This window comes from Rhizobium cauense (assembly GCF_019511525.1).
GTDB lineage: Bacteria > Pseudomonadota > Alphaproteobacteria > Rhizobiales > Rhizobiaceae > Rhizobium > Rhizobium cauense.
Window position 1 is genome coordinate 268,454 of sequence record NZ_JAEUAT010000002.1, and the last position, 25,786, is coordinate 294,239.

Below are 25,786 nucleotides of genomic sequence, written 5' to 3' on the forward strand. Positions count from 1 at the left end.
ATGCGCTGCCCATTCTGCGGATCGGAAGACACACAGGTCAAGGATTCACGCCCGGCGGAGGACAATACGTCCATCCGCCGGAGGCGTATCTGTCCCGATTGTGGCGGTCGTTTCACCACCTTCGAGCGCGTGCAACTGCGCGAACTTATGGTGTCGAAGAAGACTGGCCGGAAAGTGCCCTTTGACCGCGACAAGCTGGTGCGATCTTTCGAGATCGCGCTACGCAAGCGTCCTGTCGATCGCGACCGCATCGAGCGCGCGGTCTCCGGTATCGTTCGACGGCTCGAAAGCTCCGGCGAGGTCGAGATCAGCTCCGAGCAGATCGGCCTGCAGGTGCTGGAAGCGTTGAAGAGCTTGGATGATGTCGGCTTTGTTCGTTACGCCTCGGTCTATCGCGATTTCTCGCATGCCGAGGATTTCGAAAAAGTCATATCCGAGATCAACGCCAAGATCGCCCGCGATCCCCTGGATAACTAGCTGATGAGCGCCTCGGAAGACGACGCGCGTTTCATGCAAGAGGCCATCCGCCTAGGTCTCCTGCACCTCGGTCAGACATCCACGAATCCCTCGGTCGGCTGCGTCATCGTGCGTGATGGGCAGATCGTTGGGCGTGGCACGACGGCAGTCGGCGGGCGTCCGCATGCCGAGCCGCAGGCCTTGGCCGAGGCCGGAGAACTGGCGCGTGGCGCGACCGCCTACGTCACACTCGAACCCTGCTCGCACTACGGCAAGACACCGCCTTGCGCAGACGCGCTGATTGCTTACGGCGTTGGCCGTGTGGTCATCAGCGTGACCGATCCGGATCCCCGCGTCTCGGGCAGGGGCATTGCCATGCTGCGCGATGCCGGGATTGAGGTCGAGTCCGGGGTTCTAGAGGATGAAGGCAAGCGTTCGCTTGCTGCCTACCTAACACGGCAGACGAAGAATCGGCCCTATGTGACTCTCAAGCTTGCGATTTCTGCCGATGGCATGATCGGAAAGAGAGGCGAGGGGCAGATCGCGATCACAGGGCCGGCGGCCCGCGCCGAAGTCCAGAGGCTGCGTGGGGAAACCGATGCAATTCTAGTCGGAATCGGTACCGCGATCGCCGATGATCCCTTGCTCACGGTCCGTACCCCGGGCCTTGAGACACGATCGCCGATCCGTGTCATACTCGACGAAAACCTATCGTTGCCGTTGGATAGCAAGCTGGTTGCCACAGCGAAGCAGGTTCCCCTGATCGTTGTCGCAACGGAGCCGCCCGGCTTTGAAGACAGCAACGACAAGGCCTTTCTCGCACGAAGAGATGCTTTGGATCAGGCGGGCGTCGAAGTGCTCCAATGCAACCCGAACCGCCCGGACGAATTGCTGCCAGCGCTTGCATCGCGCGGCATTTCCTCACTTGTCGTCGAAGGCGGCGCTCGGACGGCGAAACTCTTTCTCGATGCCGGATACGTCGATCGCATTCTCCTCTATCAGGGTCCTGTCGTGATCGGGCAGGATGGTATTGAATCGCCAGTGAGGAAGACCGATATGCCATCGGGCTTCCTTCACAGGGGCACATTCATGTTTGGCGGCGATCGCCTGGACGAATACGAAAGAGAGCTTTGATGTTTACCGGAATTGTCACCGACGTCGGCACGATCGAGTCCGTTTCTCCGCTGAAGGAAGGCATCAAGCTGCGTGTCGCCACGGCCTATGATCCGGCGACCATCGACATGGGCGCCTCAATCTCCCACTCCGGCATCTGCCTGACCGTAACCGGCCTGCCAGATGAAGGCAGCAACGGCCGTTGGTTCGAGGTCGAGGCCTGGGAGGAGGCGCTGCGCCTGACCACCATCGCGACTTGGAAAGAAGGCAGCCACATCAATCTCGAGCGCTCGCTGAAGATCGGTGATGAACTCGGCGGCCACATTGTTTCAGGCCATGTGGATGGCAAGGCCGAGATTCTCTCGGTGACGGAGGAGGGGGATGCGACGCGCTTCCGCCTGCGTGCGCCGGAGCATCTTGCCAAGTTCGTGGCCCCCAAGGGCTCCATTGCTCTTGACGGCACTTCACTCACGGTCAACGCGGTCGACGGCACGGACTTCGACGTGCTGCTGATCCGCCACACGCTTGAGGTCACGACCTGGGGTGAACGGAAGGCAGGCGATTTCGTGAATTTCGAGGTTGATACGATGGCGCGCTATGCCGCTAGGCTGGCGGAGTTCCCGACCGCGAAAGCAGAATGACGTCTCCATGATAGTCGGCACGGGCAAATTCGGCGAAGCCGAGCTTGCCTGCGAGCCGTAGCGATGCCAAGTTTTCTGGACTGATGATGCACGTCATCGGCTTGCCCGGAAAGTTTGCGCCCGCCCAGCCGATGAGTGCCTGCAGCGCCTCCATCGCATAACCGCGACCCTGCGATTCAGGTGACAATAGCCAGCCGACCTCCAGAGTGCCCTCAATCGAAGGGCTCATGTCGCGCCTGACCTCGTGAAATCCAGCCTCGCCGATCATTTGTCCGGTCGACTTTTCCTCGATCGCGAGGAAACCGAAGCCCATATGGTGCCACATGCCGGCAGCGCGCATCAGCCGCGCCCAAGTCTGCTCGCGTGTCGAGGGAATGCCGGAGATGTGGCGGACAACTGCTTCATCGCTCCACAGTGTCTGATAGGCGGGAAAGTCGTCGATGGTATGTGGACGCAACAGCAGCCGTTCTGTCTCAATGGTCGGAATACTGGCCATCACGAGATGCACTCCCTGATGAAAGTCATGCGCCCGGCTCCCCATCCCAATAATCCAGCTCCTCGGTCTGCTTTCCGATGAAGTGGAAGCGGTTCCCTCGGTCACCATCGCGTTTTGCTCGGGCCAGGAACTTGCCGGAATCGGGATATTCGACGATCTCGGTCTTCGAGTTGGTCGAGATGCCGAGATAGATCAGCGTCGTTGAGCCGGTGTTGATGATCTGATGCGCCGTTTCTTTTCCACCGGCTGGGGCGCCGAGTGTGTCACCCTTTCGAATAGGGTAGCGGTCAGCGCCGAAGCGGTATTCGCCGGTACCTTCAATGACAAAAAACAGCTCGTCCTCCACGTGATGGTTATGGAACGGACAGCTGGACTTGCCGGGCGGAACTTCGTTGTAGCTTATGCCGAGACCGGCGAGGCCGAGGAGCGAGCCAAACGAGACGTCCGCGCCTTCATACAGGTCTCCCTGCTTCCACTGCTCAAGCTTCAAATCGCCGACGTTGATAACCGGCTTCGATACGCTGGACATGGTCTCCTCCTGTTTCCGGAGAAGAGGCACTATCCTGCCAGAAAATACAACCGCAAAGCATAGTACCGGGCGGCAGCCTTGCGCTGTCGCCCTCTGCTTTTAGCGATAATAGACGGTGATGCCGCCATCCGCCGCCTGATCAGCGTTGACAATGTTTCCCAAGAGCACGCCCCTGGCGTTGAGTTGATGCACGAGAGGCTTGTTGATCGCAATGGCAGCGCGGATCATCTGGATGTCGTTCACACTGCGTGCGGCAAAGGACTTGGGATCACCAATATTTCCGGATCCGCCGTGATCGTAAATCTGCCGCACATCGAGATTTCTGCCGCTGAAGGTGCGGAGCGTTCTCTCGATGCCAGAAGGCGTGTTCATGTCCAGGCTGTCGGCGCGGCTGGCGTCCGCGAAGGTTAGAGCAGCGACTGCGGATGCGATTGCGGCAACGCGATTCATGGGAGTGTCCTTTCCTCTGCTCCGACGATCGACTGCCGGCAGTCGATCGCGGCGTTACGGAGTTTGAGTTGGTGCCGCGCGCACTCGCTTTCAACGGATAAGTAGCTGGAATTCAGTTACAAATTGTTCATGCGGATCGCCCTTGATTTGCCATTTTCGAAGCGCCGGGAAGCCGCTACGGAAAGGTGCAGTATGGATTGCCCCCTGTGTCCCGGCCCTAATTCCAGATTTCGCATCCGAGCCATGCTCGGAATTTGCTTGCCATTCGGGTCGCGGCGTGTTTTGACCGCGACCTGCCGAATGGCGAAGTCCTCTAGCTCCGAAGGTGAAGCATGGCGCGAGAAACCGCACCCCACATTCTGATCGTTGAAGCCCGCTTCTACGACGACATGGCCGACGCCCTGCTGGAAGGCGCGACCTTCGCCTTGAAAGAGGCCGGCGCGACCTATGAAGTCGTCACGGTTCCTGGCGCGCTCGAGATTCCGGCAGCGATTGCCATGGCGCTCGACGGAGCAGATAATGACGGTACGCAGTATGACGGGTATGTAGCCCTTGGCATGGTCATCCGCGGTGAGACCTATCATTTCGATATTGTGTCGAATGAATCCTCGCGCGCGCTGATGGATCTGGCCGTGAGCGAATCCCTTGCCATCGGAAATGGCATTCTGACGGTTGAGAATGACGATCAGGCATGGGCCCGCGCCCGCCGTTCGGACAAGGACAAGGGCGGATTTGCCGCCAGGGCAGCTCTCACGATGATCGAGTTGAAGAAAAAACTGGGTGCATAGCGAATGACCAACGAGAACACAGAGCGTCCCGTCAAGACCGCGAACCAGCGAGGTGCCGCGCGCCTGGCTGCCGTTCAGGCGCTCTATCAGATGGATATCGGTGGCACCGGCGTGCTTGAAATTGTCGCCGAGTATGAGGCGCATCGCCTTGGCCAGGAACTTGATGGCGAGACCTATCTGAAGGCCGACCCCTCCTGGTTCCGATCCATCGTATCCGGCGTCGTCCGCGAACAGCGTCGTCTTGACCCGCTGATCGCCTCCGCACTGCAGGACGATTGGGCTCTGTCGCGGCTCGATAGCACGGTCCGCGCGATCCTGCGCGCCGGCGTCTTCGAGATCCTCGATCGCAAGGACGTTCCGGTTGCGGTTATCGTCACGGAGTACGTCGAGATCGCCCAGGCCTTCTTCAGCGAGGATGAGCCGAAGCTCGTCAACGCGGTGCTCGATCGCATTGCAAAACAGGTTCGCGGCGAAGCCAAGAAGTAGCGTTCCTGCGGGGCTGCGGCCCTGACCTCCAGAAATCCCCGGTTCCCATTGTGCTGCAAGGGCTTTTGCCCCCTTGCGGACTTGACGCGCCGTTTTCCTCCACGCAATCTCCGCCCGGCGTTGCAGCATTTCTGTGGGAGGAAATCGAGTCGGCGTGTTCGCAGCCGGAGAAGGAGTGAGCTCCGGCTCTTTTGGAGGAAAGAGCGAAATGAGCATTCTTTTATGGGTAATAGCATGCGGTCTGCTCTCGGTGGTCTATGCCATCTGGGCAACCCGGTCGGTGCTTGCCGCCGATCAGGGCAACAAGCGCATGCAGGAAATTGCAGGTTATATTCGTGAAGGCGCGCAGGCCTACCTTACGCGCCAGTATAAGACCATTGGAATTGTCGGCATCGTCGTTTTCATTGCAGCCTGGCTGCTGCTCTCCGGCACGGCTGCAATCGGTTTCCTTATCGGCGCTGTACTTTCCGGCGCCGCTGGCTTTATTGGCATGCACGTCTCCGTGCGCGCCAACGTCCGCACGGCGCAGGCAGCATCTCAAAGCTTGGCAGCCGGCCTTGAAATCGCGTTCAAGTCGGGCGCCATCACCGGTATGTTGGTCGCCGGCCTCGCGCTGCTTGGCGTGTCTATCTACTACTACGTTCTTACCGCTATCCTCGGACATGAAGGCGGCTCTCGCGAAGTCATCGATTCACTCGTCGCGCTTGGCTTCGGTGCGTCGCTGATTTCGATCTTCGCCCGTCTCGGCGGTGGTATTTTCACCAAGGGCGCGGACGTCGGCGGTGACCTCGTCGGCAAGGTCGAAGCGGGTATTCCGGAAGATGATCCGCGCAACCCTGCTACGATTGCCGACAACGTCGGCGACAATGTCGGCGATTGCGCCGGCATGGCGGCCGACCTTTTCGAAACCTATGCCGTATCCGTCGTTGCAACGATGGTCCTCGCCGCAATCTTCTTCGCCGGTGCACCCGTTCTTGAATCGGCAATGCTCTACCCGCTTGCGATTTGCGGCGCTTGCATCATCACCTCGATCGTCGGCACATTCTTCGTCAAGCTCGGCAGCAACGGCTCGATCATGGGCGCGCTCTACAAGGGCCTGATCGTAACGGGTCTGCTGTCCATCATCGGCCTTGGCGCAGCGACGTCACTGACCGTTGGCTGGGGTTCGATTGGCACCGTCGGTGGCGAGGACATTACCGGTACGCATCTCTTCGTCTGCGGTCTGATCGGCCTGCTCGTCACAGCGCTGATTGTTGTCATCACCGAATACTACACCGGCACCAACAAGCGCCCAGTCAATTCGATTGCCCAGGCCTCTGTGACCGGCCACGGCACCAACGTCATCCAGGGCCTTGCCGTCTCTCTTGAATCGACAGCCCTCCCGGCGATTGTCATCGTCGGTGGCATCCTTGCGACGTATCAGCTCGGCGGCCTTTTCGGCACCGGCATTGCGGTTACCGCCATGCTCGGCATTGCCGGCATGATCGTTGCTCTCGACGCTTTCGGTCCGGTGACCGACAATGCCGGTGGCATCGCGGAGATGTCCCACCTGCCGCCGGAAGTTCGCAAGTCGACCGACGCCCTCGACGCAGTCGGCAATACGACGAAGGCCGTCACCAAGGGCTATGCGATCGGCTCTGCCGGTCTCGGCGCCCTGGTTCTGTTCGCGGCCTATTCCTACGACCTCAAGTACTTTGCCGCCAACGGCGACAAGTACCCGTATTTCGCGGGTATTGGGGACATCTCCTTCGATCTTTCCAATCCCTATGTCGTCGCCGGACTGATCTTCGGCGGCCTCATTCCTTACCTTTTCGGCGGCATCGCGATGACCGCCGTCGGCCGCGCGGCCGGCGCGATTGTCGAAGAGGTTCGCCGTCAATTCAAGCAGAAGCCCGGCATCATGCAGGGCACGGAGAAGCCGGACTATGGCCGCGCTGTCGATCTTCTGACCAAGGCGGCGATCCGTGAAATGGTTATCCCTTCGCTGCTTCCGGTACTTGCACCAATCGTCGTCTATTTCGGGGTCCTGATCATTTCCGGCTCGAAGGCGTCGGCCTTCGCGGCGCTGGGCGCATCGCTGCTCGGAGTCATCATCAACGGCTTGTTCGTGGCAATCTCGATGACCTCGGGCGGTGGCGCCTGGGACAACGCCAAGAAGTCCTTCGAAGACGGGTTCGTTGACAAGGACGGCGTCCGTCACATGAAGGGGTCCGACGCCCACAAGGCTTCTGTGACCGGTGACACAGTCGGCGATCCCTACAAGGACACGGCCGGCCCAGCTGTGAACCCGGCGATCAAGATCACCAATATCGTTGCGTTGCTGCTGCTTGCCTCTCTGGCCTGAGGCGACCGCGAACACTAAAAAACCCGCCGGAGCGATCCGGCGGGTTTTCTCGTTGAAGGGTATGTGCCGGCTAGCGCAAGCTGGCCGGGTTCTGTGGAGAAGCCGGGGTGTTGCCCGCGCCGAAGAGGCCCTTGGCCATGTTCGCGGCGCTGCCGCCGGACAGAAGCTGCTGCATGAAGGTGAGGTCCTTGCCGCCCGTCGGGGTGACGCGCGTGATCGTATCGAAGACCTTGCCGTCCTTGAGGGTGTAGTTCGCGCGACGCGTAACGATGCCGTCCTTGTCGAAATAGATCGCAAGAACGCTCTGGTCTACGACCTTCAGCTTCTGGAAGGCCATCGAGCGCTCGCGGCGCTGCGAGATGTAGTAGAAGACTTCGCCATCGAACGTCGCCGTCGTGGAAGGCGTACCCAGGGACAGGAGAACCTGCTCGCGGCTCGATCCTTCCGGGACGAGATTCAGGGACTGCTCATCGGCGACATATCCGCCATTGAGGACGGTTCCTGTCTGGCAGCCCGAAAGTCCGGCGGAGGCGATGATGATGGCAATGGCGGCATTGCTGAGGAATTTTTTGTCAGACTTGAAATACCGTTTCGTCAACGACATCTACTCCCTAAAATTATGAATGGCAGCCACCGGCCTCAGATCGCTGATGCAAAACCATTGTGGCCATTCCGGGGTGAGAAGTCCCGTTGGCTCATGCGGACAGATGGGGTGCTGTCCCGAAAGTGGCCACCTTCGGCATTGCAATTCGCGCCTGCTTCGGTAAACCAGCTTTCGAAATCATGCAACAAGGCCGGACGCCGCTTGGCGTCAAGAATGCGGCCTTTCCGGAAAAAACGATGATCTTCGGGCTCTTTGGCAAGAAAAACAACAACCAGGCAATCGTAGATCGGCAATATGAGACACTGACGTCAGCCGCGCGAATGCCGGAACTCTACGAGCGCTTGAATGTTCCGGATACCGTCATGGGGCGCTTCGAAATGCTCTCTGCGGTGATGATCCTCTTTTTCCGACGTACGCGAACGTCTGAGACGAGCGGCCAGGAAATCGCACAGGAAATCGTCGATGCCTTCTTTCAGGACATCGACTATTCAATCCGGGAACTTGGCATTGGTGACAACAGCGTGCCGAAGCGCATGAAAAAGCTGGCCGGCATGTTCTACGGCCGCCTTGAGGCTTACTCCAAGGCGATGGATGTCAGGGATGCCGAGGGCCTTGCCGTTGCGCTCGTCCGAAACATCCATCCCCAGGCGACAGAGCCGGTCGATATGCGCGGTCTCGCGGGCTGGATGTTCGAGGCCGAGGATCATCTTTTGTCGCTGTCCGAAGACGTCATCGCAACGGGCTCGGCGACGCTTCCGAAGGTTGCCTAGGAGAAGACGATGAAGAACAAGAGAGATGACGTGCCATTCTCCTACCTCGTGAATGTCGGTCATATATCGGCCAATCCTGTCGAGGTGCGTCTGGAGGCGGACAAGCGGGAATTGGTGGCGCTCGCCGAGAGTTGGAGTGTTCTTTCGGTAGACAGCTTCACTGCGGAATTGCAGATCGGTCGCTGGAAACGGGATGGCATCCGCATCAAGGGCAGGGTTCAGGCTAACATCGTACAGTCCTGCGTCGTCACCCTCGATCCCGTCCCATCCGCGATCGACGAGACCTTCGAGCAGATTTTCGTGCCTGAGAATTCGAAGCTGGCACGCCGACCAGCCAATGACGCCGGTGAGATGGTGCTCGATCCGGACGGTCCAGACCTTCCCGAAAGCTTTGCCGGCGATACGATCGATGCAGGTGAGGTGGTGACTGAGTTCGCTGCGCTTGCGATCGATCCTTATCCCCGCAAGGCTGGTGTCGAGTTCGGTAGTCACATAGAAGACACCGGAGAAAACGATAAAAAGCCATCCGCCTTCGCCGTGTTGAAGGATTGGAAAAAGGACTGAACCCCGTTGGGGATTTGACACAATTCAGTTGTAAGCGACGGGAAAACCGGTATTTTGGCCGAAATTTCGCCCGCCGGAGGCGAAAAATAAGGATCAGGGACGCGTGATCAGAATTTCTATCGACCTCATGGGTGGCGACCATGGCCCCCAGGTTGTCATCCCCGGCGCCGCTAAGGCACTGGAAAGACATCCCGATATTTCCTTCGTGATGTATGGTTTGAAGGAACAGTGCGAGCCGGTTCTCGACAAGTTTCCGAAGCTTAAGGAAAAGACTGTCTTCCACGATTGCGAGCTGGCCGTCCGCATGGACGAGAAGCCGAGCCAGGCGCTTCGCCGCGGTCGCTATGTCTCCACCATGTGGCGGACAATCGAGGCAGTGAAGACGAAGGAAGCTGACGTCGCCGTGTCAGCGGGCAATACCGGCGCCCTTATGGCGATGGCCAAGTTCTGTTTGCGCACGATGGCCAATATCGAGCGACCGGCGATCGCCGCCATCTGGCCGACGTTGAAGGGCGAGAGCATCGTCCTTGATGTCGGCGCAACGATCGGCGCGGATTCGCAGCAGTTGATGGATTTTGCCCTTATGGGTGGGGCAATGGCTCGCGCGCTGTTTGAGATCGAGCGTCCGACGGTCGGTTTGCTGAATGTCGGTGTCGAAGAGATCAAGGGACAGGAAGAGGTTAAGGAAGCGGGACGCCTGCTTCGCGAAGCAAACATCGACTCGCTCGAGTACTATGGCTTCGTCGAAGGCAACGACCTGGGGAAGGGGACCGTCGACGTCGTGGTGACCGAAGGTTTCTCCGGCAATATTGCGTTGAAGGCGGCCGAAGGTACGGCGCGGCAGATCGGTGAGTATCTGCGTGCTGCAATGTCGCGCACGCTGCTTGCCAAGATCGGCTACTTTTTCGCCAAGGGCGCATTCGACATGCTGCGCGAAAAGATGGATCCGAGCCGCGTCAACGGCGGCGTCTTCCTGGGCCTCAACGGCGTTGTCATCAAGAGCCATGGCGGCGCTAACGCCGAAGGCATCTCTGCCGCCATCGAGGTTGGCTACGACATGGCCAAGAATGGCCTCAATCAGAAAATAGAAAACGATCTGCAGAAGTATCATGCCAAGCGGCTGCCCCCGATCGGGCCGGAAGCCGCATGAGCGACGGGGTTTAAGCAATATGATCCGTTCAGTTGTTCGTGGGTTCGGAGCCGCACTTCCGAAACGCGTTATGACCAATCGCGACATGGAAGATGTCGTGGACACATCGGACGAATGGATTGTCCAGCGCACGGGCATTCGTCAGCGCTACATCGCCGGCGAGGGCGAAACGACGTCGTCGCTCGGTGAGGCCGCAGCGCGCGCTGCGCTCGACAGGGCTGGTCTGACGCCGGCCGATATCGATCTGATCATCTGTGCCACCTCGACGCCTGACAACACGTTTCCGGCGACCGCAGTCAATATCCAGAGCCGGCTGGGGATGCATCACGGTTTTGCCTTCGACGTGCAGGCCGTTTGCACCGGCTTTGTTTACGCGGTGACGACGGCCGACGCCTACATCAGGGGCGGCCTTGCCAAGCGCGTGCTGGTGATCGGTGCCGAGACCTTCTCGCGGATCCTGGACTGGAACGACCGCACCACCTGCGTGCTCTTCGGCGACGGCGCTGGTGCGATCGTGTTGGAGGCAGCGGAAGGTGAGGGTACCACTGCGGATCGCGGCGTGCTGACAGCGCATCTGCGCTCCGACGGCTCCCACAAGGAAAAGCTCTACGTGGATGGCGGTCCCTCGACGACCGGCACTGTCGGCAAACTGCGCATGGAAGGCCGCGAAGTCTTCAAATATGCCGTCGGCATGATCACCGACGTGATTCAGGCTGCGTTTGACGCCACAGGCACCACGCCTGACGATCTCGACTGGCTCGTACCGCATCAGGCCAATCGTCGCATCATCGACGGCTCCGCCAAGAAGTTGCATATTGCTCCGGAGAAGGTAGTCGTTACGGTTGATCTGCACGGCAACACCTCTGCCGCCTCGATTCCGCTCGCGCTGGCAACAGCCGCTGGCGACGGCAGGATCAAGGAAGGCGATCTGGTGATGCTCGAAGCGATGGGCGGTGGCTTCACCTGGGGCGCGGCACTCCTGCGCTGGTAACCCGAAAATCCAAAAAACTACCGACGAACAAGAGCTTGACCGTGAGGCGCAAGACAAATACTCTTTGTTCGCTTTCATAATATAATTGGCAAATGGGCGGGGAAACCATGACCGGAAAGACAGTGACGCGAGCAGACCTGGCGGAGTCGGTTTTTCGCAAGGTCGGTCTTTCGAGAACCGAATCTGCCGAGCTCGTGGAAACTGTTATTGACGAGATTTGTAACGCGATTGTTCGCGGCGAAACCGTCAAGCTGTCGTCCTTCGCAACGTTCCAGGTGCGCGACAAGAATGAGCGCATTGGCCGCAATCCGAAGACTGGCGAGGAAGTGCCGATCTCTCCCCGTCGCGTCATGACCTTCAAGGCGTCGAATGTCCTGAAGACCCGGATTCTGAAAGCGCACACTCTACGCAAGACCAAGCTGAAAGCCGCCAATCCGGCTTCCTGAGCGAGCGAGAAAGCAGGGAACTGCTCTCTGCTTCGATGGCGACAACGTCCAACATTCACTGAACGATCTGTGCGATACTCAAGACGTGACTTGAATTCGCGGCGTCAAACCGTTGAAATATGATGAGTCGCGGCTAAGTCTGGTGTTCGTGAGATGTAGCTGCGCCTTATCAGCCGAACGGACGCGCGGCACGCCCCAAGACCGCGTAGGGAGTAAGGATGTTGGATAAGAGCCCCGATGCTTTCCGCACCATCAGCGAGGTAGCGGACGACCTAGACCTTCCACAACACGTCTTGCGCTTCTGGGAAACGCGGTTTCCGCAGATCAAGCCGATGAAACGCGGCGGCGGCCGACGTTACTACAGGCCCGAGGATATCGATCTCCTGAAGGGCATTCGCCACCTGCTCTATGATCATGGCTATACGATCAAGGGTGTGCAGAAGCTTCTGAAGACCAATGGCAACAAATTCGTCATCGCGATCGGACACGGTGACCTTGCCAGCGTCCAGGCGCTGACAGGCGGCCAGCAGGATGGCGCCGATTCTGCCGAACCCCGGGTCGGAATGTCCGATGAGGATCAGGTCGTCGGTCGCGCGAAACCGCCGATCACGCGCCGTTTCTTCAACTTTGGTGGTGGCGATGAAGACTCTCCCGAAGTTTCGATCGGCAAATCGAGCGTCGGCAAGGAGGATCGGGCGCTTCTTCAGGAAGCACTCTACGATCTCCTCGAATGCAAGCGCCTGTTGGATCAGGTTCGTTGATCTTGCTTCTCGGCGCGGCTCGGTGATTTAACCTCATCTTCGTCGGTCGTGCGGAGTGGCCTTTGTTGGGCGCACGTGCGCGGCACCGAGCTCGAAACCAGTCAGTACCAAGGAAATCCTCGTGACCGCGTCTCATTCTGTCCCCGGCAAATTCTATGACGCCTTCCTGTTCGATATGGACGGCACACTCTTGAACTCGATTGCGGTGGTTGAGCGGGTCTGGAGCGAGTGGGCCGTACGATACGGATTCGAGCCGGAAGTTTTTCTAAAGACCATTCACGGCATTCGGGCTTCCGACGTCATTCGCCAACTGGCGTTGCCAGGCGTCGATCCCGAGCACGAGGCAAGGCAGTTGCTGAAGGAGGAGATGGAGGATGTTGGAGGGATTGTCGCGATTCCCGGCGCCGTCGATTTCCTGAACAGCATTGCGCCGGAAAGGTGGGCGATCGTGACGTCGGCACCAATCGAACTCGCCAGGCGCCGAATGGCAGCGGCTGGCATTCCGACGCCTGTCGCGATGGTGAGCGGTGAAGAAGTGGCAGCCGGAAAGCCGAGTCCGGAATGCTACTTGCTCGGTGCCAAGCGCCTCGGCGTCGATCCGACGAAATGTCTGGTGTTCGAAGACGCCGTTGCGGGAATACTCGCAGGGGAGGCGGCGGGCGCCGATGTGACCGTCATTACGGAAACGCACACGACGCCCTTCGAGACGCCGCACTTCTCGATTTCTGACTATCGAGGTTGGCGGGTAGAAACCGACGCCAATGGTCGGATTGCGCTGGTCCGATAGGGTCGTTACTGCTTGCGCGGTTGCGGTGCCCTGCGCTGCTGCATAATCTGCTTCCTCATGCGGTCAAAGGCGGCATTCATCTTCGCCTTGACCGAACCGAATGTTCCGAGTTCGTGCCCGCAGGTGAAGCAGGTCAGGATATCGGTGTCGAGTGGTTCAGGCCGCTCGAACTTCATTCGGGTGTTCCGGCACTTCGGGCAGGGGATCTCGATCTGCATGTTTTGGTCCAAATTCCTGTGTTTCGCATGTCCCTTATTCGCGCAGGACGCATCGAGCAAGCACTTTTGATCGAAAGCGCGGACTCCAAGTTTCCGGACCATCATTGAGCAAAGCACCCTCGAGATTGCGGTGGCGTCACTAGTATCTCGCAAACGGGGTCAGTCCTTCATCGCGTTGCTGGTTTTTTATTTGGAAGCCGGCAATTTCCCCCTTGCGCTCCTGAACCCTATTTCATAAAGGAAACAGGCCGTTTCGGCAGGTCGGGGCGTAGCGCAGCCCGGTAGCGCACTTGACTGGGGGTCAAGGGGTCGCTGGTTCGAGTCCAGTCGCCCCGACCATTTTAAAAGATAACTTTCGGCACCCCCAGCAAGCCGGAAGTCCTCTCACCAGATAGAATTTTCCAGATGTAAGAGCGACGTCGTATTGCTGTGGCTTAGGCTTCGCGCATGTATTTCCGTCGTCATCCGACGGCTGCTATAGATCAGTCGGAATATCGCTGTTCGGAAATTCGGCGTCACATCTCGAATAATGCTCCGTTTTGTGTAATATAGAGCCATAAAGTATTGGCGGACGACGCATGGCTGAGCGCGAAACGGGCGAAACATGTCGAGAATCTCTATCGGAGGCCTTCGAGCATCTGGTGGAAAGCGCTGTGTCGTCGGGTTGGCCGGAGCATGACGTCGCATTGGTACTGACTGACCTGGTTGAGGCCTATGTTGCCAAAGTGAGCGCCATGATCATCATCGAAGGGTCGCTCGAGTCACAGTTTGCTCTCGACCGGCTAAAGAACTGACGCCTGTTTCGCGGCGATCGGTCGGCTTGTCGGTCCGCCGTTCACAGAAATGTTTCCGTCCGAAATGTTGGTTGAAAAATCTGCGGTGCGCGCGCATAGTGACCGCATCGTCGGCTATGGATGGGCGGCCGATGACATTGATGTGCTTGTATTGGTAGCCCAGCGGGACCTGTGGCGTGATGCTCAAATCCCCAGTTCTTCCACGTGACTTGCCGCTTTTCTCGGATGATCTCGATCTTCTGTCGGACGTTCTTGACGACGTCTGCAAGGCGAGGGGCCTCGGGCGAAACACATCGGCGGCAGAAGCCATTGCCGCACTGCTGATCCAACTCTACCGACAAGGCGTGAAGGATCACATCAAACTCGCCGCTCTCGCAAAGGCCTATCTGTAAGTCCGGACGCCACCAAACGGTGGGATTAGCCGTCGTTTGCTGCGTTGAGGTTTTCTGGGCGGATCCCTTCATCAACGCCGGTGCGCGCTTTCAGCCTGACGCCGGGTCCGCCCTCGTCATGATTGCCGCTGGCGATGAAGATGATCCCCGCCGCCTCAAGCGCCTGTTTGACCGCCAGAAGGGCGTGCGCTTCGCCTTCCTGTTCGTCGCGTTCCATCGTTTCTATGGTGGCAGCGGGCACACCGGATGCGGTTGCCAGTTGCTCGATGCTCATTCCGGTCATTGCGCGCGCGCCGCGGATTTGTGTCGATGTGATCATGAATCAAAGTCTAGCGCGCCGGTGATTGTTCGCAAGACCCATCGGTGACACTTGCACGACATGCTTGCGTATGTGGCGCGCTTCCAGCGCGGCGCAGCCCCAGACTACGCCGAACAGCAGGTAGACATGCCGCCAGTGATCGATATCGATGACGTTGCCAATCGCTGCATGCCCCAGCACGCCGATCCAGGCGATCATGAGGTAGGGTTGCCAAGGACGATCCTTAAGCAGATTTTTGAACCCGAGGTAGATCGTCCAGCAGAACATTGCGACATAGCTTACGAAGCCGAGCCAGCCGTAGCTCGTCAGTGACTTCAGCCATACGTTATGCTCATCCTCCAGAAACATTGTGCCGAAGACCAGCGGGCCGATCCCGAGCGGTCGCTCCATCATCATCGTGAAGCCGATACGGTGGCGTTCGAAGCGACCGAGGTGCTCTCCATCATATTGCTGGACCAGTTGGGCGCGGGCGGAGAAAAGTGCGCTTACTTTCGGAAACTGCAGGGCAACGACGAGCGAGGCGACCATGAGCATGATTGCCGCGAGCGACAGCGTGAGGATCCGCAGGCGAAACGCGCCGTTGCGCTCCTTTAGCAGCATGCAGAATATCAGCAGGCAGATGCCGAGAAGAAAGAGCCCCCAGGCCGCGCGGGAAAAGGACAGAAACACGCCGAGCGCGAGGATCAACAGTGCAAAAGCCTTGATCGGTGTTGTCTTCAAGTTGCCGACGAGAATGCCGTGAACGAGATAGAGGGAGGGTGGCACGAGGAAGGGCCCGAAGACGTTTGGATCCTGGAATGCGCCCTTGGCGCGGTCGTAGAGCGTGAAGACCTCGGCCCCCGGGAATGCATGGAAATAGCCCAAAATTCCAAGCAGCGATGTGATGACGGCGGCAAACACCCAGGCATTGAAGATGAGAGGCAGACGGCGATGACTTTCCTCGATGATCGCAGCATAGAAAATGGCCGTCAGCGCGAGGAAGGTCGAGACGGCGACGTACATCGGGCCGGTATCGAGATCCTTCAACTGCGTCAGCGAGAGTATTCCGCCAACGTTGAAGGCAAGGAGCAGCGCCAGAAGTGGCGCAGTGAACCGAGAAATTCTGAGGCCGAGGATGAACCAGATGCCAAGCAGTGCAGCCAACCACAGCTCGTAGGGGGCAGGCTCGTCGATCACGAAGCCGGAAAGAAAGACCCCGAAGGCGACCATCGCCGAGCCGATCAGGCGCAACGTTGCCCGCTGCGGATGGGCTACGCGCGGGTGTGTCGCCTCGATCGCGCTCAATAGGCGTTTTCCGTATTCAGGAGGCGGAACGGCGTGAGGAACAGGATCTTCAGATCAAACCACAGCGACCAGTTTTCGATGTAATAGAGATCGTAGGCGGTCCGGAACTTGATCTTGTCGTCGTGGTCGACCTCTCCGCGCCAGCCGTTGATCTGGGCCCAGCCAGTCACCCCTGGCTTGACGCGATGGCGGGCGAAGTAACCTTCGACAACCTCGCCAAAGGGGCGATCCTTCGCCTGGGCAAGAATGGCGTGTGGGCGAGGGCCGACCAGTGAAAGGTCGCCCGTCAAGACGTTGAAAAGCTGCGGCAGTTCGTCGATCGAACTCTTGCGGATGAAACGCCCGACCGCGGTGACACGAGGATCGCCCTTGGTGACTGCGGCGCGACCAGTCGGATCGCCCTTGTCGGCATACATCGAGCGAAACTTGAAGATGTTGATGATCTCGTTGTTGAAGCCGTGGCGTTTCTGCCTGAAGAAGACCGGCCCCTTCGAGGTCAGCTTGATGGCGATCGTGGTGGCCAGCATGATCGGCCAGAGAAGCGCCAGCGCAAGCAACGTGAAGACGATGTCGAAGCAGCGCTTGGCGACAGAATCCCAGTCTCGGATCGGCTTGTTGAAGATGTCGAGCATCGGGACAGAGCCGATGCGCGAGTAGGCGCGCGGCCGAAAACGCAGGCGGTTTGCATGGGCGGCGAGGCGGATATCGACTGGCAGGACCCAAAGTTTCTTGAGTAGCTGCAGGATGCGTGCCTCCGCGCTTAGAGGCAGGGAAATGATCAGCATGTCGATGCGCGTGATGCGGACGAACTCGACCAGTTCCGCGATCGTTCCGAGCTTCGGATAGCCGGCAACCATGATTGGTGAGCGTTTTTCGCCGCGGTCGTCGAAGATGCCGCAGATCCGGATATCATTGTCGACTTGCTGCTCGAGAACTCGGATAAGATCCTTGGCCGGCTGCCCACCACCGACGATCACGGCGCGACGCTCCATGACGCCGTTGCGCGACCAGTTGCGGATGCCATAAGCGATCAGGCAGCGAGCTGCGAGCAGGAAGACTGCCCCGGCGACGAACCAGATTGTGTATCCCTGCGCCTGTAAACACCCGACGTTGCCGGAGAGCGCGCCCACCGCGGTGACGCCTAGAAACACCGAAGTCCATACGCCGAGGACGCGCGGCAGCAGGCGCGCACGGGCACGAAGGGCAGGGATGGAGTAGGTGTCGGCGGTCTGCAACACAACGACGAGGAGAACGGCAACGATTGCCGCAGTGATAGCCCGTGCCGAAAGGGTCTCTGTTCCAGTCGCGGGCCATAAGGCGAATGCAAGCAACCCGATCAGGAACTGCGAAGCAAACTCGAAAAGGCGGAGTTGGCCGATGATGATGGCTGGCGAGCGGTTTCCGGCACTGAATTGCTCTGCGATCTGTCGCGCATAGCTATTGATCGGCTGCGGCTGGGTGTTCTCCTCCGCGTTCTCGCCACGCAAATTGATGTCCGAGACCTGTTTGCGCAGCGCTTCCAGGTCGAACTGATCGCTTTTCTCTGCCTTGTTCATGAGGCTACCGCCGCTGGTTGTCTGCACGGCAATAACAGAAAGCCCCTAAGAAACTTTTACGAAGCAGTCGCAATAGCTTGCCCGGATTGGGCATCCAGCAGGTCGTGGTACAATTTCAGGACATCGTTGGCCATGACGGGGGCTGAGAAGACCGACTTGACGCGTTCAATCGTCGGCATGGCCGCATCATGCCAGCCAGCGACACCGATTGCATCCGCCATGACCCGAGCCAGGTCGTCAGGATCTTCCGGGTTGGCAAGGGCAGGGCTGTCCTTTCCCAGTGCCTCGGGTATTCCGCCAACGCGCGTCGCGATGATCGTCTTGCCAGCGCCCAGGCCCTCGAGCACAATATAAGGCATGGCCTCCGCGCGCGATGGCACGACCAGGTTTTGAGACATCGCAAACGCCTGCTGCACGCGCATCGCCGGTAGCATGCTGATACGCTTTGCCAAGCCGCGCTCGATCATCATATCCCGGTACTTGTCGCGCTCCGGCCCGTCGCCGACCATGACGGCCGACAGCGGGCGACCGAGAATTCGTTCTGCCTTGGCGAAGGCTTCTATAAAGAGATCGGGACCCTTAAGGTCCCGCAGCATGCCGACATAGATGTAGTGCACCGCATCGGAACGCGTGGGGATGAGCTCGAAGTCGCGCTCGGCGATGCCGTTGTAGATCAGCCGCGTCTCCGTTCGCGGTCGCCCGACCTTCTTGGTGTAGGCATCGCGCTCGTACTCGCAGATAAAAACGAGACCGTCCGTAAAGTATTCCTGCAGACGCTCCATGCGAAGCACGAACTGGCCGACAACGGACCTGCGGGAATAGTGCAGGCTTCCGCCATGCGCAGTATAGAGGCGGGCTACCCGATACCTGTTCACCCGCAGGGCTGAGCCGACAAGTCGCGCGAGCACGCCGCCTTTGGCGCCGTGACCGTGCAGCACATCCGGCCGCAAACTTTTGATGTTCTTGTAGGTGTCCCAGATGACACCGATATCGGAGAGGCTGACATGCCGCCGCATTGGCACGCGGGTCAGTCCCATTGCCAGGAAAGGGCGAATGTCGTCGAACAGGCTGTCCTCGTACTCGCCGCCCGTGGAGCTGTCACAAAGAATGCCGACCTCGTGCCCCGCCTTGCTGTGCTCCAGCACCAGATCACGCACGTGGCGAAAAATTCCGCCGACTGGCGATCTGAAGCAATGGATGATGCGAAGGGGACGCTGTGTGGTCATCTGCGATCAGAACAGCCGTTCGCGCACATAGATTGTGTCGCCGGCAGTGATCGCCGAGGAAATGTTGACCCGACCGGTGATCACCTGCCCATTGATCTTGCGCGTGACGTCGACAGCACTCTGATTGGCACGTGAGGTGAAGCCGCCTGCAACGGCAACGGCGTTCTGGACTGTCATCCCCGGAACATAGGCGTATTGGCCCGCCTGACCGACTTCACCCATGATGAAAACGGAACGATAGCGATCGACGTCGATCGTGACGTCGGGATCGCGAAGATATCCCTGCCTGAGCTTCTGGGCGATCTGCCCTGACAGCTGCTGAAGTGTCCGTCCGCGCGCAGGCACCTGACCGATCAACGGGAAGGCAATGTAGCCGGCCTGGTCGATCGTATAGGTATTGGTCATGCTCGGTTGGTCGAACACGGTAATGCGCAGACGGTCACCGCTGTCCAGCGAATACGGCTGGATCGTTGCCTGATTGAAGGCCTCGGGCGCGGGCTGATAGCTGTTGCAGCCACTCAAGACGGCGACAGCGAGGCTCAGAGCCATCAGGAACTTGGGCTGTGCGAAAGGCATCGCGTCTGCTCATCGGAAACGAATTCGGTCTCAGCCGTTATCGATCCGTTAGGGTTAATGGTCGGTAAAAAGGCGTGATCTTTTTTGGCTTCGACTCACCCGGTTGCCTTGTCACCGGAGCGAGGCAGGCATTAACCGTTGGGTTACTATAGTCATTTACCCTCGCGGCCAGTTTGTTCTCGGAGTACAGGCATGTCCGGCGTATCGGGTAATCAGGATGTGGACATAGATCTCGGGCAATTGGTCCGCGCTGTCTGGGCTCGTCGGCTGAAGGTTCTTGCAATCACCGCGCTCGGGGCAGGGGTCGCCTTCACCGGTGCCAAGATGGTCTCTCCCAAATACCGAAGCGAAACGCGTATTCTGATCGAGCCGCGTGCTCCTGCCTTCGCCAATGCACAGGTGAATGACACCAGCGCAGGTCCGCTGCTTGACGAGCTGAACATTGCCAGCCAGGTGCAGCTTCTCCAGTCCGCGGACCTCATCAAGCAGGTTATCAACAACCAGAAGCTATACGATTTGCCGGAGTTCGATGCCGCCGCGAACGGCTCCGCACTCAGCGATATTATGGTTGCTCTTCATCTCAAGAAGAACCCGTATGAAAACCCACCCGAAGAGCGCGTGATCGATGCGTTCACCGAACGGTTGCAGGTCTATCAGGTGCCGGGATCGCGAGTGATCGGCATAACCTTTACCTCGAAGGATCCTAAGCTCGCGGCGGCTATCCCCAATGCCATGGCGGCCGTCTATCTCGCCACCCAGAGCGGCGCCAAGCTGGATTCCAATTCCGAGGCGACCCGCTGGCTCGAACCTGAGATCGAAAATCTCCGCCAGAAGGTAAATGACGCCGAGCAAAAGGTGGCGGAATACCGCGCCCAGCACGGCCTGTTGCCGACCAATGGCGGCGCGAACTTCCCGACGCAGCAGCTGAACGACATTTCGGCGGAGCTGATACGAGTCCGCGGAGAACGGGCAAATGCCGAGGCGCGCGCCCAGTCTGTGCGCAATGCTCTTTCTGCCGGTGAGCCGTCCGATACGCTGCAGGACATCATGTCGTCCCAGTCGATCCAGCGACTCAAGGGTACGGAGTCTGCCCTGCAGTCGCAGATATCCGACCTGCAAACATCATTGCTCAACAACCATCCCCGCCTGAAGAGTCTTCGCGCTCAGCTGTCGGACATAAAGGTGCAGATCCGTCAGGAGACGCAGAAGATCCTGGCGAGCATCGAGAACGAAGCAAAGGTCTCTGCCGTTCGGCAGAAGGAACTGGAACAGCAGACCGACAAGCTGAAAGCCAACAGCGCCCAGGCCGGTGAGGACGAGGTTGGTCTCAATGCCTTGACGCGTGAAGCCGCGGCGCAGCGCCAGCTCCTCGAGACTTATCTGTCTCGTTACCGCGAGGCGGCGTCACGCGCCGACAAGAACTCAAGCCCGGCCGACGCCCGCATCGTGTCGAAGGCCATACAACCCGTCGACCCCTATTTCCCGAAGGTTTTGCCGATCGTCGTCGTTGCCGCCGTCGCAAACCTGATCATGGCGTCGATCGCAATCATGCTCGCAGAACTCTTCAGTGGTCGGGCACTGCGGGCTGTCGGGCCCGGTGACGAGGAGCAGGAGACAACAGAGGAGCCGCAGGCGCCGACCATCGGCGCCGGCAGACGGGCGGTCACGCCGAGCCTGCTCGGCACCCCGGCGGACGACGAACCGGTTGCGGAAGCAGTAGAGGAAGCAGAGTCTTCTGAGACAAACGAGTTCTCGATCGCATCGGTCGCCGACTACCTTCGCGGTAGCAGGGCGCCCTTGGCCATTGCGATTTCGCCTACCGGCGACGACGGCTCGATGGCGACGGTATCACTCACCCGCAAGTTGGCCACTGACGGCTCACGCGTCATCCTGGTTGACATGACCGGCTCGGGCCTACCGACAGACCTCATGGCCGAAGGGCGCAGCATGGCCGGCATAACCGATTTGCTCTGTGGGGAGGCCGCCTTCGGTGACACTATTCACGGCGATAGCCGTTCGGAAGCGCATTTCATTCCGCAGGGCACGAGCGATCCGCATCGCGCCATGCGTGGCGCCGATCGTCTCTCGTTGCTGCTGGACGCTTTGGTGTCGGCTTACGACCTGGTGATCGTCGAATGCGGCGCCGCTGACGTGGCCGGCGTTTCACGCCTCACCCACAGTAAGGATGTCGAGATCATCCTCTCCATGCCCGAACTCGTCGAGCAGGAGTTCGTGACGGCCATGACCGAATTCGAGGCGGCCGGCTATGAGCGCGTGGTGCTGATGTCGGATATCGACGAGACCCTAGAAAGCCCGATCTCTCGGCATGCCGCGTGATCAAATACCGATCACACGACGTATGCGCTGGGCTGGATGATAGATCCTGGGGCGAGACTTGATGAAAGCCTTGCCGCGTGTGATCGCCCGGTGAACGAGGCCCCCCACTGTTCCGCGCAGCGAAAGTGGCAAGACGGCGTCATAGTGCTCGGTCTCCACGGGCGCCCACGAGCGCTTGTACCTTTGGTCGCCGAGGCCGAAGTCGAAAAGAGCCACGCCCTTGCCATGTCGCCCTTCGATCATCTGCCAGAACAGAAATTCGCCGGGGCTCGTCTCAGCCGCGAGGCTTTCATCGATTGCACTGAACTGGCAGATGATGTGGTCACCCTTGCGAGAGATACCGGCTACGGCCGCGACATGGCCATCATAGTCGCCCTTCAGGCGGATCGCGTGCATTTCCAGCCCCGAGGTCTGGCCGTCGGGATGACGGATATCCAGCGCAGCGTGCAGGAAGGCTCTGGTCTTAGGGTCTTCAAACACATCCGGAAGCCCGAGCGCCTTGAACCGTTCGCCCTTCAGCTCGAAGAAGCGATCGAGCAACCAGTGCTGCTCGTCAGAGGTACCGCCTGAAACGTAGTCGAAACCGCCGAGAGCCTCGAGGCGTCTCAGCTGCATTCGGAATTTCTTGCGTCGGTGCTTGGCGTTCACCTGTTGGAGTGTCGACTCCATGTTTTCCAGAAGTGGAAGCTGGTAGGCGTGGTTCTGGTTCTGGACCATCGGCAGCAGTGCCAGCGGATTGCGGCGGCCCCGCCACTCCAACGGAATGTTCTGCAGCAGCAGAAGGTCTGCTCGACCGGACAGGGCGCTCCGCAGCATCTCAGCCAATTTTTGCGGCCCGAGTACGTTGATCACTTCGATGAAGCGCGGGGTGAAAAGGCCCGTGTTGATATTGCTGTGATCAGCGCCGATAAATCTGGCAGTACGGCAGCCGTGAAACCTGTTGATTTCCACCGGAAGGATAAATGCGGTCTTCTCACCAAACCTGCCCCAGAGAATGGACAGCGGGTATCCATAAGCCCTAGTCCACGACATGCACCAGTCATAGCTTTGGTGCAGCGAATTCAGGTTGTCGCCCTCGATTTCACGCCAAGCCAGTTCCACCGGCGTGAGACTGTCCAGAACAGTGATTTCAAGTTCATCCGCCGCAAGCTGCGCATTCACCGCCCGCAACTCGGAAGCGGTGATGGCCGATTCCGCAGGATCTTCGTGCCCATCGATGGGAACAGGGAACTTGTGCGCCTGCACGTCTTTTCTCCGGTCTGCATTGCCAGCGAGGAGAATAGGGTGGCGAGGCGTCGATTTCGTTTATGGGAAGCGACGGATCGCGCTTTCCGCCAATCACGGTTATTTCGCCGTTAACGACTCACTGCTGCTTTGGGCCGGCCATCCATTTGATAATCACCATGGCGGGAAGGACCCACAGCAGGCCGGTCAGCAAGAAGTACAGGAGCTGGCCCCACCACGGAGCGTCGCCAAGCGTCGCAACGGCGATGGTATTTGCGAGCACTGCATAGGCGAGCACGAGCACGACGATCAAAATCGTACCGATGAATTTGCGGAGGCGAACAGGCATCAAATATCTTTCGCGCTGGTGTTTGAACTGCCGCGACGGCATGCCGCAAAGGTTCGGGGCTTGTTTTGCATGAGGCGGTCGGGCAAATCAACTACCGGAAACAAGGAGCAGTCATGGCCGTTGCAAACGCGAGCACAGAACAGCAGATCCTGCACGAGATACGCCGGCAGGACGGCAACAGGCGAGCTGTCCGCATATGGCTGGGGCTGGTGCTCCTGGCGCTCTTCTGTCTCGTGATTGTCGGTGGTGCCACCCGGCTCACGAATTCCGGCCTGTCGATCACCGAGTGGAAGCCGATCCACGGCGTCATTCCTCCCCTGACCGCTCAGGAATGGGACGAGGAGTTCAAGCTTTACCAGCGCATTCCCGAGTATCAGCAAATGAACAGCGGAATGACCGTCGAGGAGTTCAAGGGTATCTTTTGGTGGGAGTGGGCGCATCGCCTGATCGCGCGCGGCATTGGTGTCATCTTCTCGCTTCCGCTGCTTTATTTTTGGATGACGGGGAAGGTTGAAAGACGGCTGCGCTGGCCCCTCTTCGGAATTCTAATGCTGGGTGGGCTGCAGGGCGCCATCGGCTGGTGGATGGTATCGTCCGGGCTCTCCGTACGCACCGACGTCAGCCAATACAGGCTGGCGACGCACCTGGTCATGGCATGCCTCATCTTCGTGTCCTGCATGTGGATCATGCGTGGCCTTTCCCCTCATTCCGATGATCCGGCGCCGACACCGGGCTCGCACGTATGGGCCGCTGTGATCGCAGGGTTTGCGCTCTTCCAGATCTATCTCGGTGCTCTGGTCGCCGGCCTCGATGCCGGCTTTACCTACAACACCTGGCCGCTGATGGATGGTGCCATCGTGCCGTCGGATTTGTTGATACAGCAGCCAGCCTGGATCAATTTCTTCGAGAATCCCAAGACCGTGCAGTTCGTTCATCGCGTGGGAGCCTACACGCTCTTCGTGTTGACGCTGGTGAACATGATTATTGCCCTCGCCGCAGCGCCATCGACGACGCATGCGCGGCGCGCTATCGTCCTTTTCGTGCTCGTGACGGCTCAAGCGGCGATCGGAATCGCCACCCTGCTACTGGCCGTTCCGCTTCATTGGGGACTGCTGCATCAGGGGGGAGCCCTCGTTGTCCTTGGTTTCGCGGTCGCGAACTGGCGAGGGTTTTATGGAGAATATCCGCGCGAGACGGCGATCGCTGAGCGCGATTGACGCACATCTAGGAGAAGCGCGACGGCTCGTAGTTGGCCAGAACGCCACCGGTGCCTTGAGGGCGGACGTAGCGTGCGCCCTCTGCCGTCATCCGCTGGGTTGTAACTGCGCGTTGCAAGAAACGCTCGACTCGTCGATGCTGGACTTCCTCTCTGTCGCGAACGATTGGAGTCGTTGATGCCTGAAAACCGTTCTCCGCGACTTGCTGTGGTTATTGACGCCGACAACGCGCCCGCGAAAATTGCTGATGGCTTATTCGAGGAAATAGCCAAGATTGGCGAGGCCAGCGTTCGGCGCATTTACGGCGACTTCGCAGTCCACGCTCGAAGTCTTGGATCGATGTCCTTGCGCGGCACGCGATTATCCCCCAGCAGCAGTTCGCATATACTACCGGCAAGAACGCATCCGACATTACTCTGGTCATTGATGCGATGGATCTGCTGCACAGTGGCCGTTTCGACGGCTTTTGCCTTGTATCCTCGGATAGCGATTTTACTCGGCTGGCCTCACGGATTCGTGAGCAGGGTATCGACGTTTTTGGTTTTGGCGAGCAAAAGACACCCGAAAGCTTCCGCCAGGCATGTCGTCGGTTCATCTACACTGAAAACTTGCTCCCTCCTCCTCCATCAAACGGCGTCGAAAGCACACAGGCCATTGCCTCCCTGAAACCGCCTAGCGCGGCAACTCCTATTATCAAGAAAGTAATCGCTCAGATGGAGAGCGAGGACGGGTGGGTGGCGCTCGGCGGAGTTGGGGCGCAGCTTTCGAACCTCGCACCTGATTTCGATCCGCGAACATATGGCTTCAGGAAGTTGAGCGACCTCGTAAAGAAGACCAACTCATTCGACGTCGATCATGGGGAAGGCAGACCGCTCCGTATTCGGGTGAAACAAGCATCGGCAAAGAAATAGGACAAGC

29 protein-coding genes, 1 tRNA gene and 1 pseudogene are annotated in these 25,786 nt (G+C 59.1%); 19 read left to right on the forward strand and 12 right to left on the reverse strand.

Annotation, left to right across the window (positions count from 1 at the left end):
* From nrdR to JNB88_RS04445, 3 genes are read left to right on the forward strand one after another with little or no spacing between them, the layout of a single operon-like run.
* Positions 1-477, forward strand: a complete 477-nt coding sequence (gene nrdR, locus JNB88_RS04435; protein WP_007531462.1) for a transcriptional regulator NrdR — start codon at positions 1-3, stop codon at positions 475-477.
* Positions 478-480: 3 nt separating this feature from the next.
* Positions 481-1,590, forward strand: coding sequence for a bifunctional diaminohydroxyphosphoribosylaminopyrimidine deaminase/5-amino-6-(5-phosphoribosylamino)uracil reductase RibD (ribD, locus tag JNB88_RS04440; RefSeq protein ID WP_220354456.1), 1,110 nt, complete (start codon positions 481-483; stop codon positions 1,588-1,590).
* Complete coding sequence (locus JNB88_RS04445; protein WP_220354457.1) at positions 1,590-2,210, forward strand: riboflavin synthase; 621 nt, start codon at positions 1,590-1,592, stop codon at positions 2,208-2,210. Before ribD ends, JNB88_RS04445 begins: the two co-directional genes overlap by 1 nt.
* Here the strand turns inward: JNB88_RS04445 and JNB88_RS04450 are convergent.
* From JNB88_RS04450 to JNB88_RS04460, 3 genes are all read right to left on the reverse strand, one after another.
* Complete coding sequence (locus JNB88_RS04450; protein ID WP_220354691.1) at positions 2,173-2,706, reverse strand: GNAT family N-acetyltransferase; 534 nt, start codon at positions 2,704-2,706, stop codon at positions 2,173-2,175. The genes JNB88_RS04445 and JNB88_RS04450 overlap by 38 nt on opposite strands.
* Before the next feature lie 25 nt (positions 2,707-2,731).
* Positions 2,732-3,235 carry a cupin domain-containing protein gene (locus JNB88_RS04455; RefSeq protein WP_220354458.1) on the reverse strand — a complete coding sequence of 168 codons (504 nt, stop codon included), beginning with the start codon at positions 3,233-3,235 and terminating at the stop codon, positions 2,732-2,734.
* A gap of 99 nt (positions 3,236-3,334) precedes the next feature.
* Entirely contained in the window at positions 3,335-3,685 is a 351-nt protein-coding gene (locus JNB88_RS04460; protein WP_220354459.1) for a hypothetical protein, read from the reverse strand.
* Between the two features lie 332 nt (positions 3,686-4,017).
* On the opposite strand from JNB88_RS04460, the gene JNB88_RS04465 reads away from it, so the two are divergent.
* The 3 genes from JNB88_RS04465 to JNB88_RS04475 all read left to right on the forward strand — a co-directional run bounded on the left by JNB88_RS04465 (position 4,018) and on the right by JNB88_RS04475 (position 7,303).
* Positions 4,018-4,473, forward strand: coding sequence for a 6,7-dimethyl-8-ribityllumazine synthase (locus JNB88_RS04465; RefSeq protein ID WP_007801069.1), 456 nt, complete (start codon positions 4,018-4,020; stop codon positions 4,471-4,473).
* A gap of 3 nt (positions 4,474-4,476) precedes the next feature.
* On the forward strand, positions 4,477-4,959 hold the full coding sequence (gene nusB / locus JNB88_RS04470; protein WP_037134715.1) for a transcription antitermination factor NusB: 483 nt from the start codon (positions 4,477-4,479) through the stop codon (positions 4,957-4,959).
* Positions 4,960-5,167: 208 nt separating this feature from the next.
* On the forward strand, positions 5,168-7,303 hold the full coding sequence (locus JNB88_RS04475; protein ID WP_037134717.1) for a sodium-translocating pyrophosphatase: 2,136 nt from the start codon (positions 5,168-5,170) through the stop codon (positions 7,301-7,303).
* Positions 7,304-7,373: 70 nt separating this feature from the next.
* Here the strand turns inward: JNB88_RS04475 and JNB88_RS04480 are convergent, their stop codons facing one another.
* Positions 7,374-7,907: an outer membrane protein assembly factor BamE gene (locus tag JNB88_RS04480; RefSeq protein WP_220354460.1), complete on the reverse strand. Its 534-nt coding sequence runs from the start codon at positions 7,905-7,907 to the stop codon at positions 7,374-7,376.
* 179 nt (positions 7,908-8,086) lie between these two features.
* On the opposite strand from JNB88_RS04480, the gene JNB88_RS04485 reads away from it, so the two are divergent.
* The 7 genes from JNB88_RS04485 (at position 8,087) to JNB88_RS04515 (ending at position 13,376) form a co-directional block, all read left to right on the forward strand.
* A complete protein-coding gene (locus JNB88_RS04485) occupies positions 8,087-8,677 on the forward strand; it encodes a ubiquinol-cytochrome C chaperone family protein (protein WP_197066673.1) in 591 nt (196 codons plus the stop codon).
* Between the two features lie 9 nt (positions 8,678-8,686).
* Positions 8,687-9,241, forward strand: coding sequence for a YceD family protein (locus JNB88_RS04490; RefSeq protein ID WP_220354461.1), 555 nt, complete (start codon positions 8,687-8,689; stop codon positions 9,239-9,241).
* A gap of 103 nt (positions 9,242-9,344) precedes the next feature.
* A complete protein-coding gene (gene plsX, locus JNB88_RS04495; protein WP_037134726.1) occupies positions 9,345-10,391 on the forward strand; it encodes a phosphate acyltransferase PlsX in 1,047 nt (348 codons plus the stop codon).
* A gap of 19 nt (positions 10,392-10,410) precedes the next feature.
* A complete protein-coding gene (locus JNB88_RS04500; RefSeq protein ID WP_037134728.1) occupies positions 10,411-11,382 on the forward strand; it encodes a beta-ketoacyl-ACP synthase III in 972 nt (323 codons plus the stop codon).
* A 107-nt stretch (positions 11,383-11,489) separates the two neighbouring features.
* On the forward strand, positions 11,490-11,828 hold the full coding sequence (locus tag JNB88_RS04505; protein WP_037134730.1) for an integration host factor subunit alpha: 339 nt from the start codon (positions 11,490-11,492) through the stop codon (positions 11,826-11,828).
* A 218-nt stretch (positions 11,829-12,046) separates the two neighbouring features.
* Positions 12,047-12,589 (forward strand): MerR family transcriptional regulator, encoded by a 543-nt coding sequence (locus tag JNB88_RS04510; RefSeq protein WP_220354462.1) that lies wholly within the window; start codon positions 12,047-12,049, stop codon positions 12,587-12,589.
* Between the two features lie 121 nt (positions 12,590-12,710).
* A complete protein-coding gene (locus JNB88_RS04515) occupies positions 12,711-13,376 on the forward strand; it encodes an HAD family hydrolase (protein ID WP_338110956.1) in 666 nt (221 codons plus the stop codon).
* 5 nt (positions 13,377-13,381) lie between these two features.
* On the opposite strand, the gene JNB88_RS04520 is transcribed toward JNB88_RS04515, so the two are convergent.
* Entirely contained in the window at positions 13,382-13,594 is a 213-nt protein-coding gene (locus JNB88_RS04520; protein ID WP_156142560.1) for a hypothetical protein, read from the reverse strand.
* A gap of 262 nt (positions 13,595-13,856) precedes the next feature.
* On the opposite strand from JNB88_RS04520, the gene JNB88_RS04525 reads away from it, so the two are divergent.
* The 3 genes from JNB88_RS04525 (at position 13,857) to JNB88_RS04535 (ending at position 14,780) form a co-directional block, all read left to right on the forward strand.
* Positions 13,857-13,933, forward strand: a tRNA-Pro gene (locus JNB88_RS04525).
* Positions 13,934-14,172: 239 nt separating this feature from the next.
* Positions 14,173-14,388 (forward strand): hypothetical protein, encoded by a 216-nt coding sequence (locus JNB88_RS04530; RefSeq protein ID WP_037134736.1) that lies wholly within the window; start codon positions 14,173-14,175, stop codon positions 14,386-14,388.
* Positions 14,389-14,567: 179 nt separating this feature from the next.
* Entirely contained in the window at positions 14,568-14,780 is a 213-nt protein-coding gene (locus tag JNB88_RS04535; RefSeq protein ID WP_037134738.1) for a hypothetical protein, read from the forward strand.
* Positions 14,781-14,805: 25 nt separating this feature from the next.
* Here the strand turns inward: JNB88_RS04535 and JNB88_RS04540 are convergent, their stop codons facing one another.
* Genes JNB88_RS04540 through JNB88_RS04560 form a run of 5 tightly spaced genes read right to left on the reverse strand, consistent with a single transcriptional unit; the run spans position 14,806 to position 19,741 of the window.
* Positions 14,806-15,099, reverse strand: a complete 294-nt coding sequence (locus JNB88_RS04540; protein WP_037134741.1) for a helix-turn-helix domain-containing protein — start codon at positions 15,097-15,099, stop codon at positions 14,806-14,808.
* A gap of 3 nt (positions 15,100-15,102) precedes the next feature.
* Positions 15,103-16,383, reverse strand: a complete 1,281-nt coding sequence (locus JNB88_RS04545; RefSeq protein ID WP_220354463.1) for an O-antigen ligase family protein — start codon at positions 16,381-16,383, stop codon at positions 15,103-15,105.
* Complete coding sequence (locus tag JNB88_RS04550) at positions 16,380-17,939, reverse strand: undecaprenyl-phosphate glucose phosphotransferase (protein WP_220354464.1); 1,560 nt, start codon at positions 17,937-17,939, stop codon at positions 16,380-16,382. Before JNB88_RS04550 ends, JNB88_RS04545 begins: the two co-directional genes overlap by 4 nt.
* Before the next feature lie 56 nt (positions 17,940-17,995).
* Entirely contained in the window at positions 17,996-19,165 is a 1,170-nt protein-coding gene (locus tag JNB88_RS04555; RefSeq protein WP_220354465.1) for a glycosyltransferase family 4 protein, read from the reverse strand.
* Positions 19,166-19,171: 6 nt separating this feature from the next.
* Complete coding sequence (locus tag JNB88_RS04560; RefSeq protein ID WP_220354466.1) at positions 19,172-19,741, reverse strand: polysaccharide biosynthesis/export family protein; 570 nt, start codon at positions 19,739-19,741, stop codon at positions 19,172-19,174.
* A gap of 192 nt (positions 19,742-19,933) precedes the next feature.
* On the opposite strand from JNB88_RS04560, the gene JNB88_RS04565 reads away from it, so the two are divergent.
* Positions 19,934-22,078 (forward strand): GumC family protein, encoded by a 2,145-nt coding sequence (locus JNB88_RS04565; RefSeq protein WP_220354467.1) that lies wholly within the window; start codon positions 19,934-19,936, stop codon positions 22,076-22,078.
* On the opposite strand, the gene JNB88_RS04570 is transcribed toward JNB88_RS04565, so the two are convergent.
* Positions 22,079-23,323, reverse strand: a complete 1,245-nt coding sequence (locus tag JNB88_RS04570; protein WP_420832162.1) for a GNAT family N-acetyltransferase — start codon at positions 23,321-23,323, stop codon at positions 22,079-22,081. It abuts the gene before it with no gap.
* Between the two features lie 118 nt (positions 23,324-23,441).
* Positions 23,442-23,651 carry a DUF2842 domain-containing protein gene (locus JNB88_RS04575; protein WP_037134836.1) on the reverse strand — a complete coding sequence of 70 codons (210 nt, stop codon included), beginning with the start codon at positions 23,649-23,651 and terminating at the stop codon, positions 23,442-23,444.
* Positions 23,652-23,764: 113 nt separating this feature from the next.
* On the opposite strand from JNB88_RS04575, the gene JNB88_RS04580 reads away from it, so the two are divergent.
* Both JNB88_RS04580 and JNB88_RS04585 read left to right on the forward strand, forming a co-directional pair.
* A complete protein-coding gene (locus JNB88_RS04580; protein ID WP_220354468.1) occupies positions 23,765-24,868 on the forward strand; it encodes a COX15/CtaA family protein in 1,104 nt (367 codons plus the stop codon).
* Between the two features lie 177 nt (positions 24,869-25,045).
* Positions 25,046-25,779 (forward strand): annotated as a pseudogene (locus JNB88_RS04585) (NYN domain-containing protein).
* Positions 25,780-25,786 lie beyond the last annotated feature (7 nt).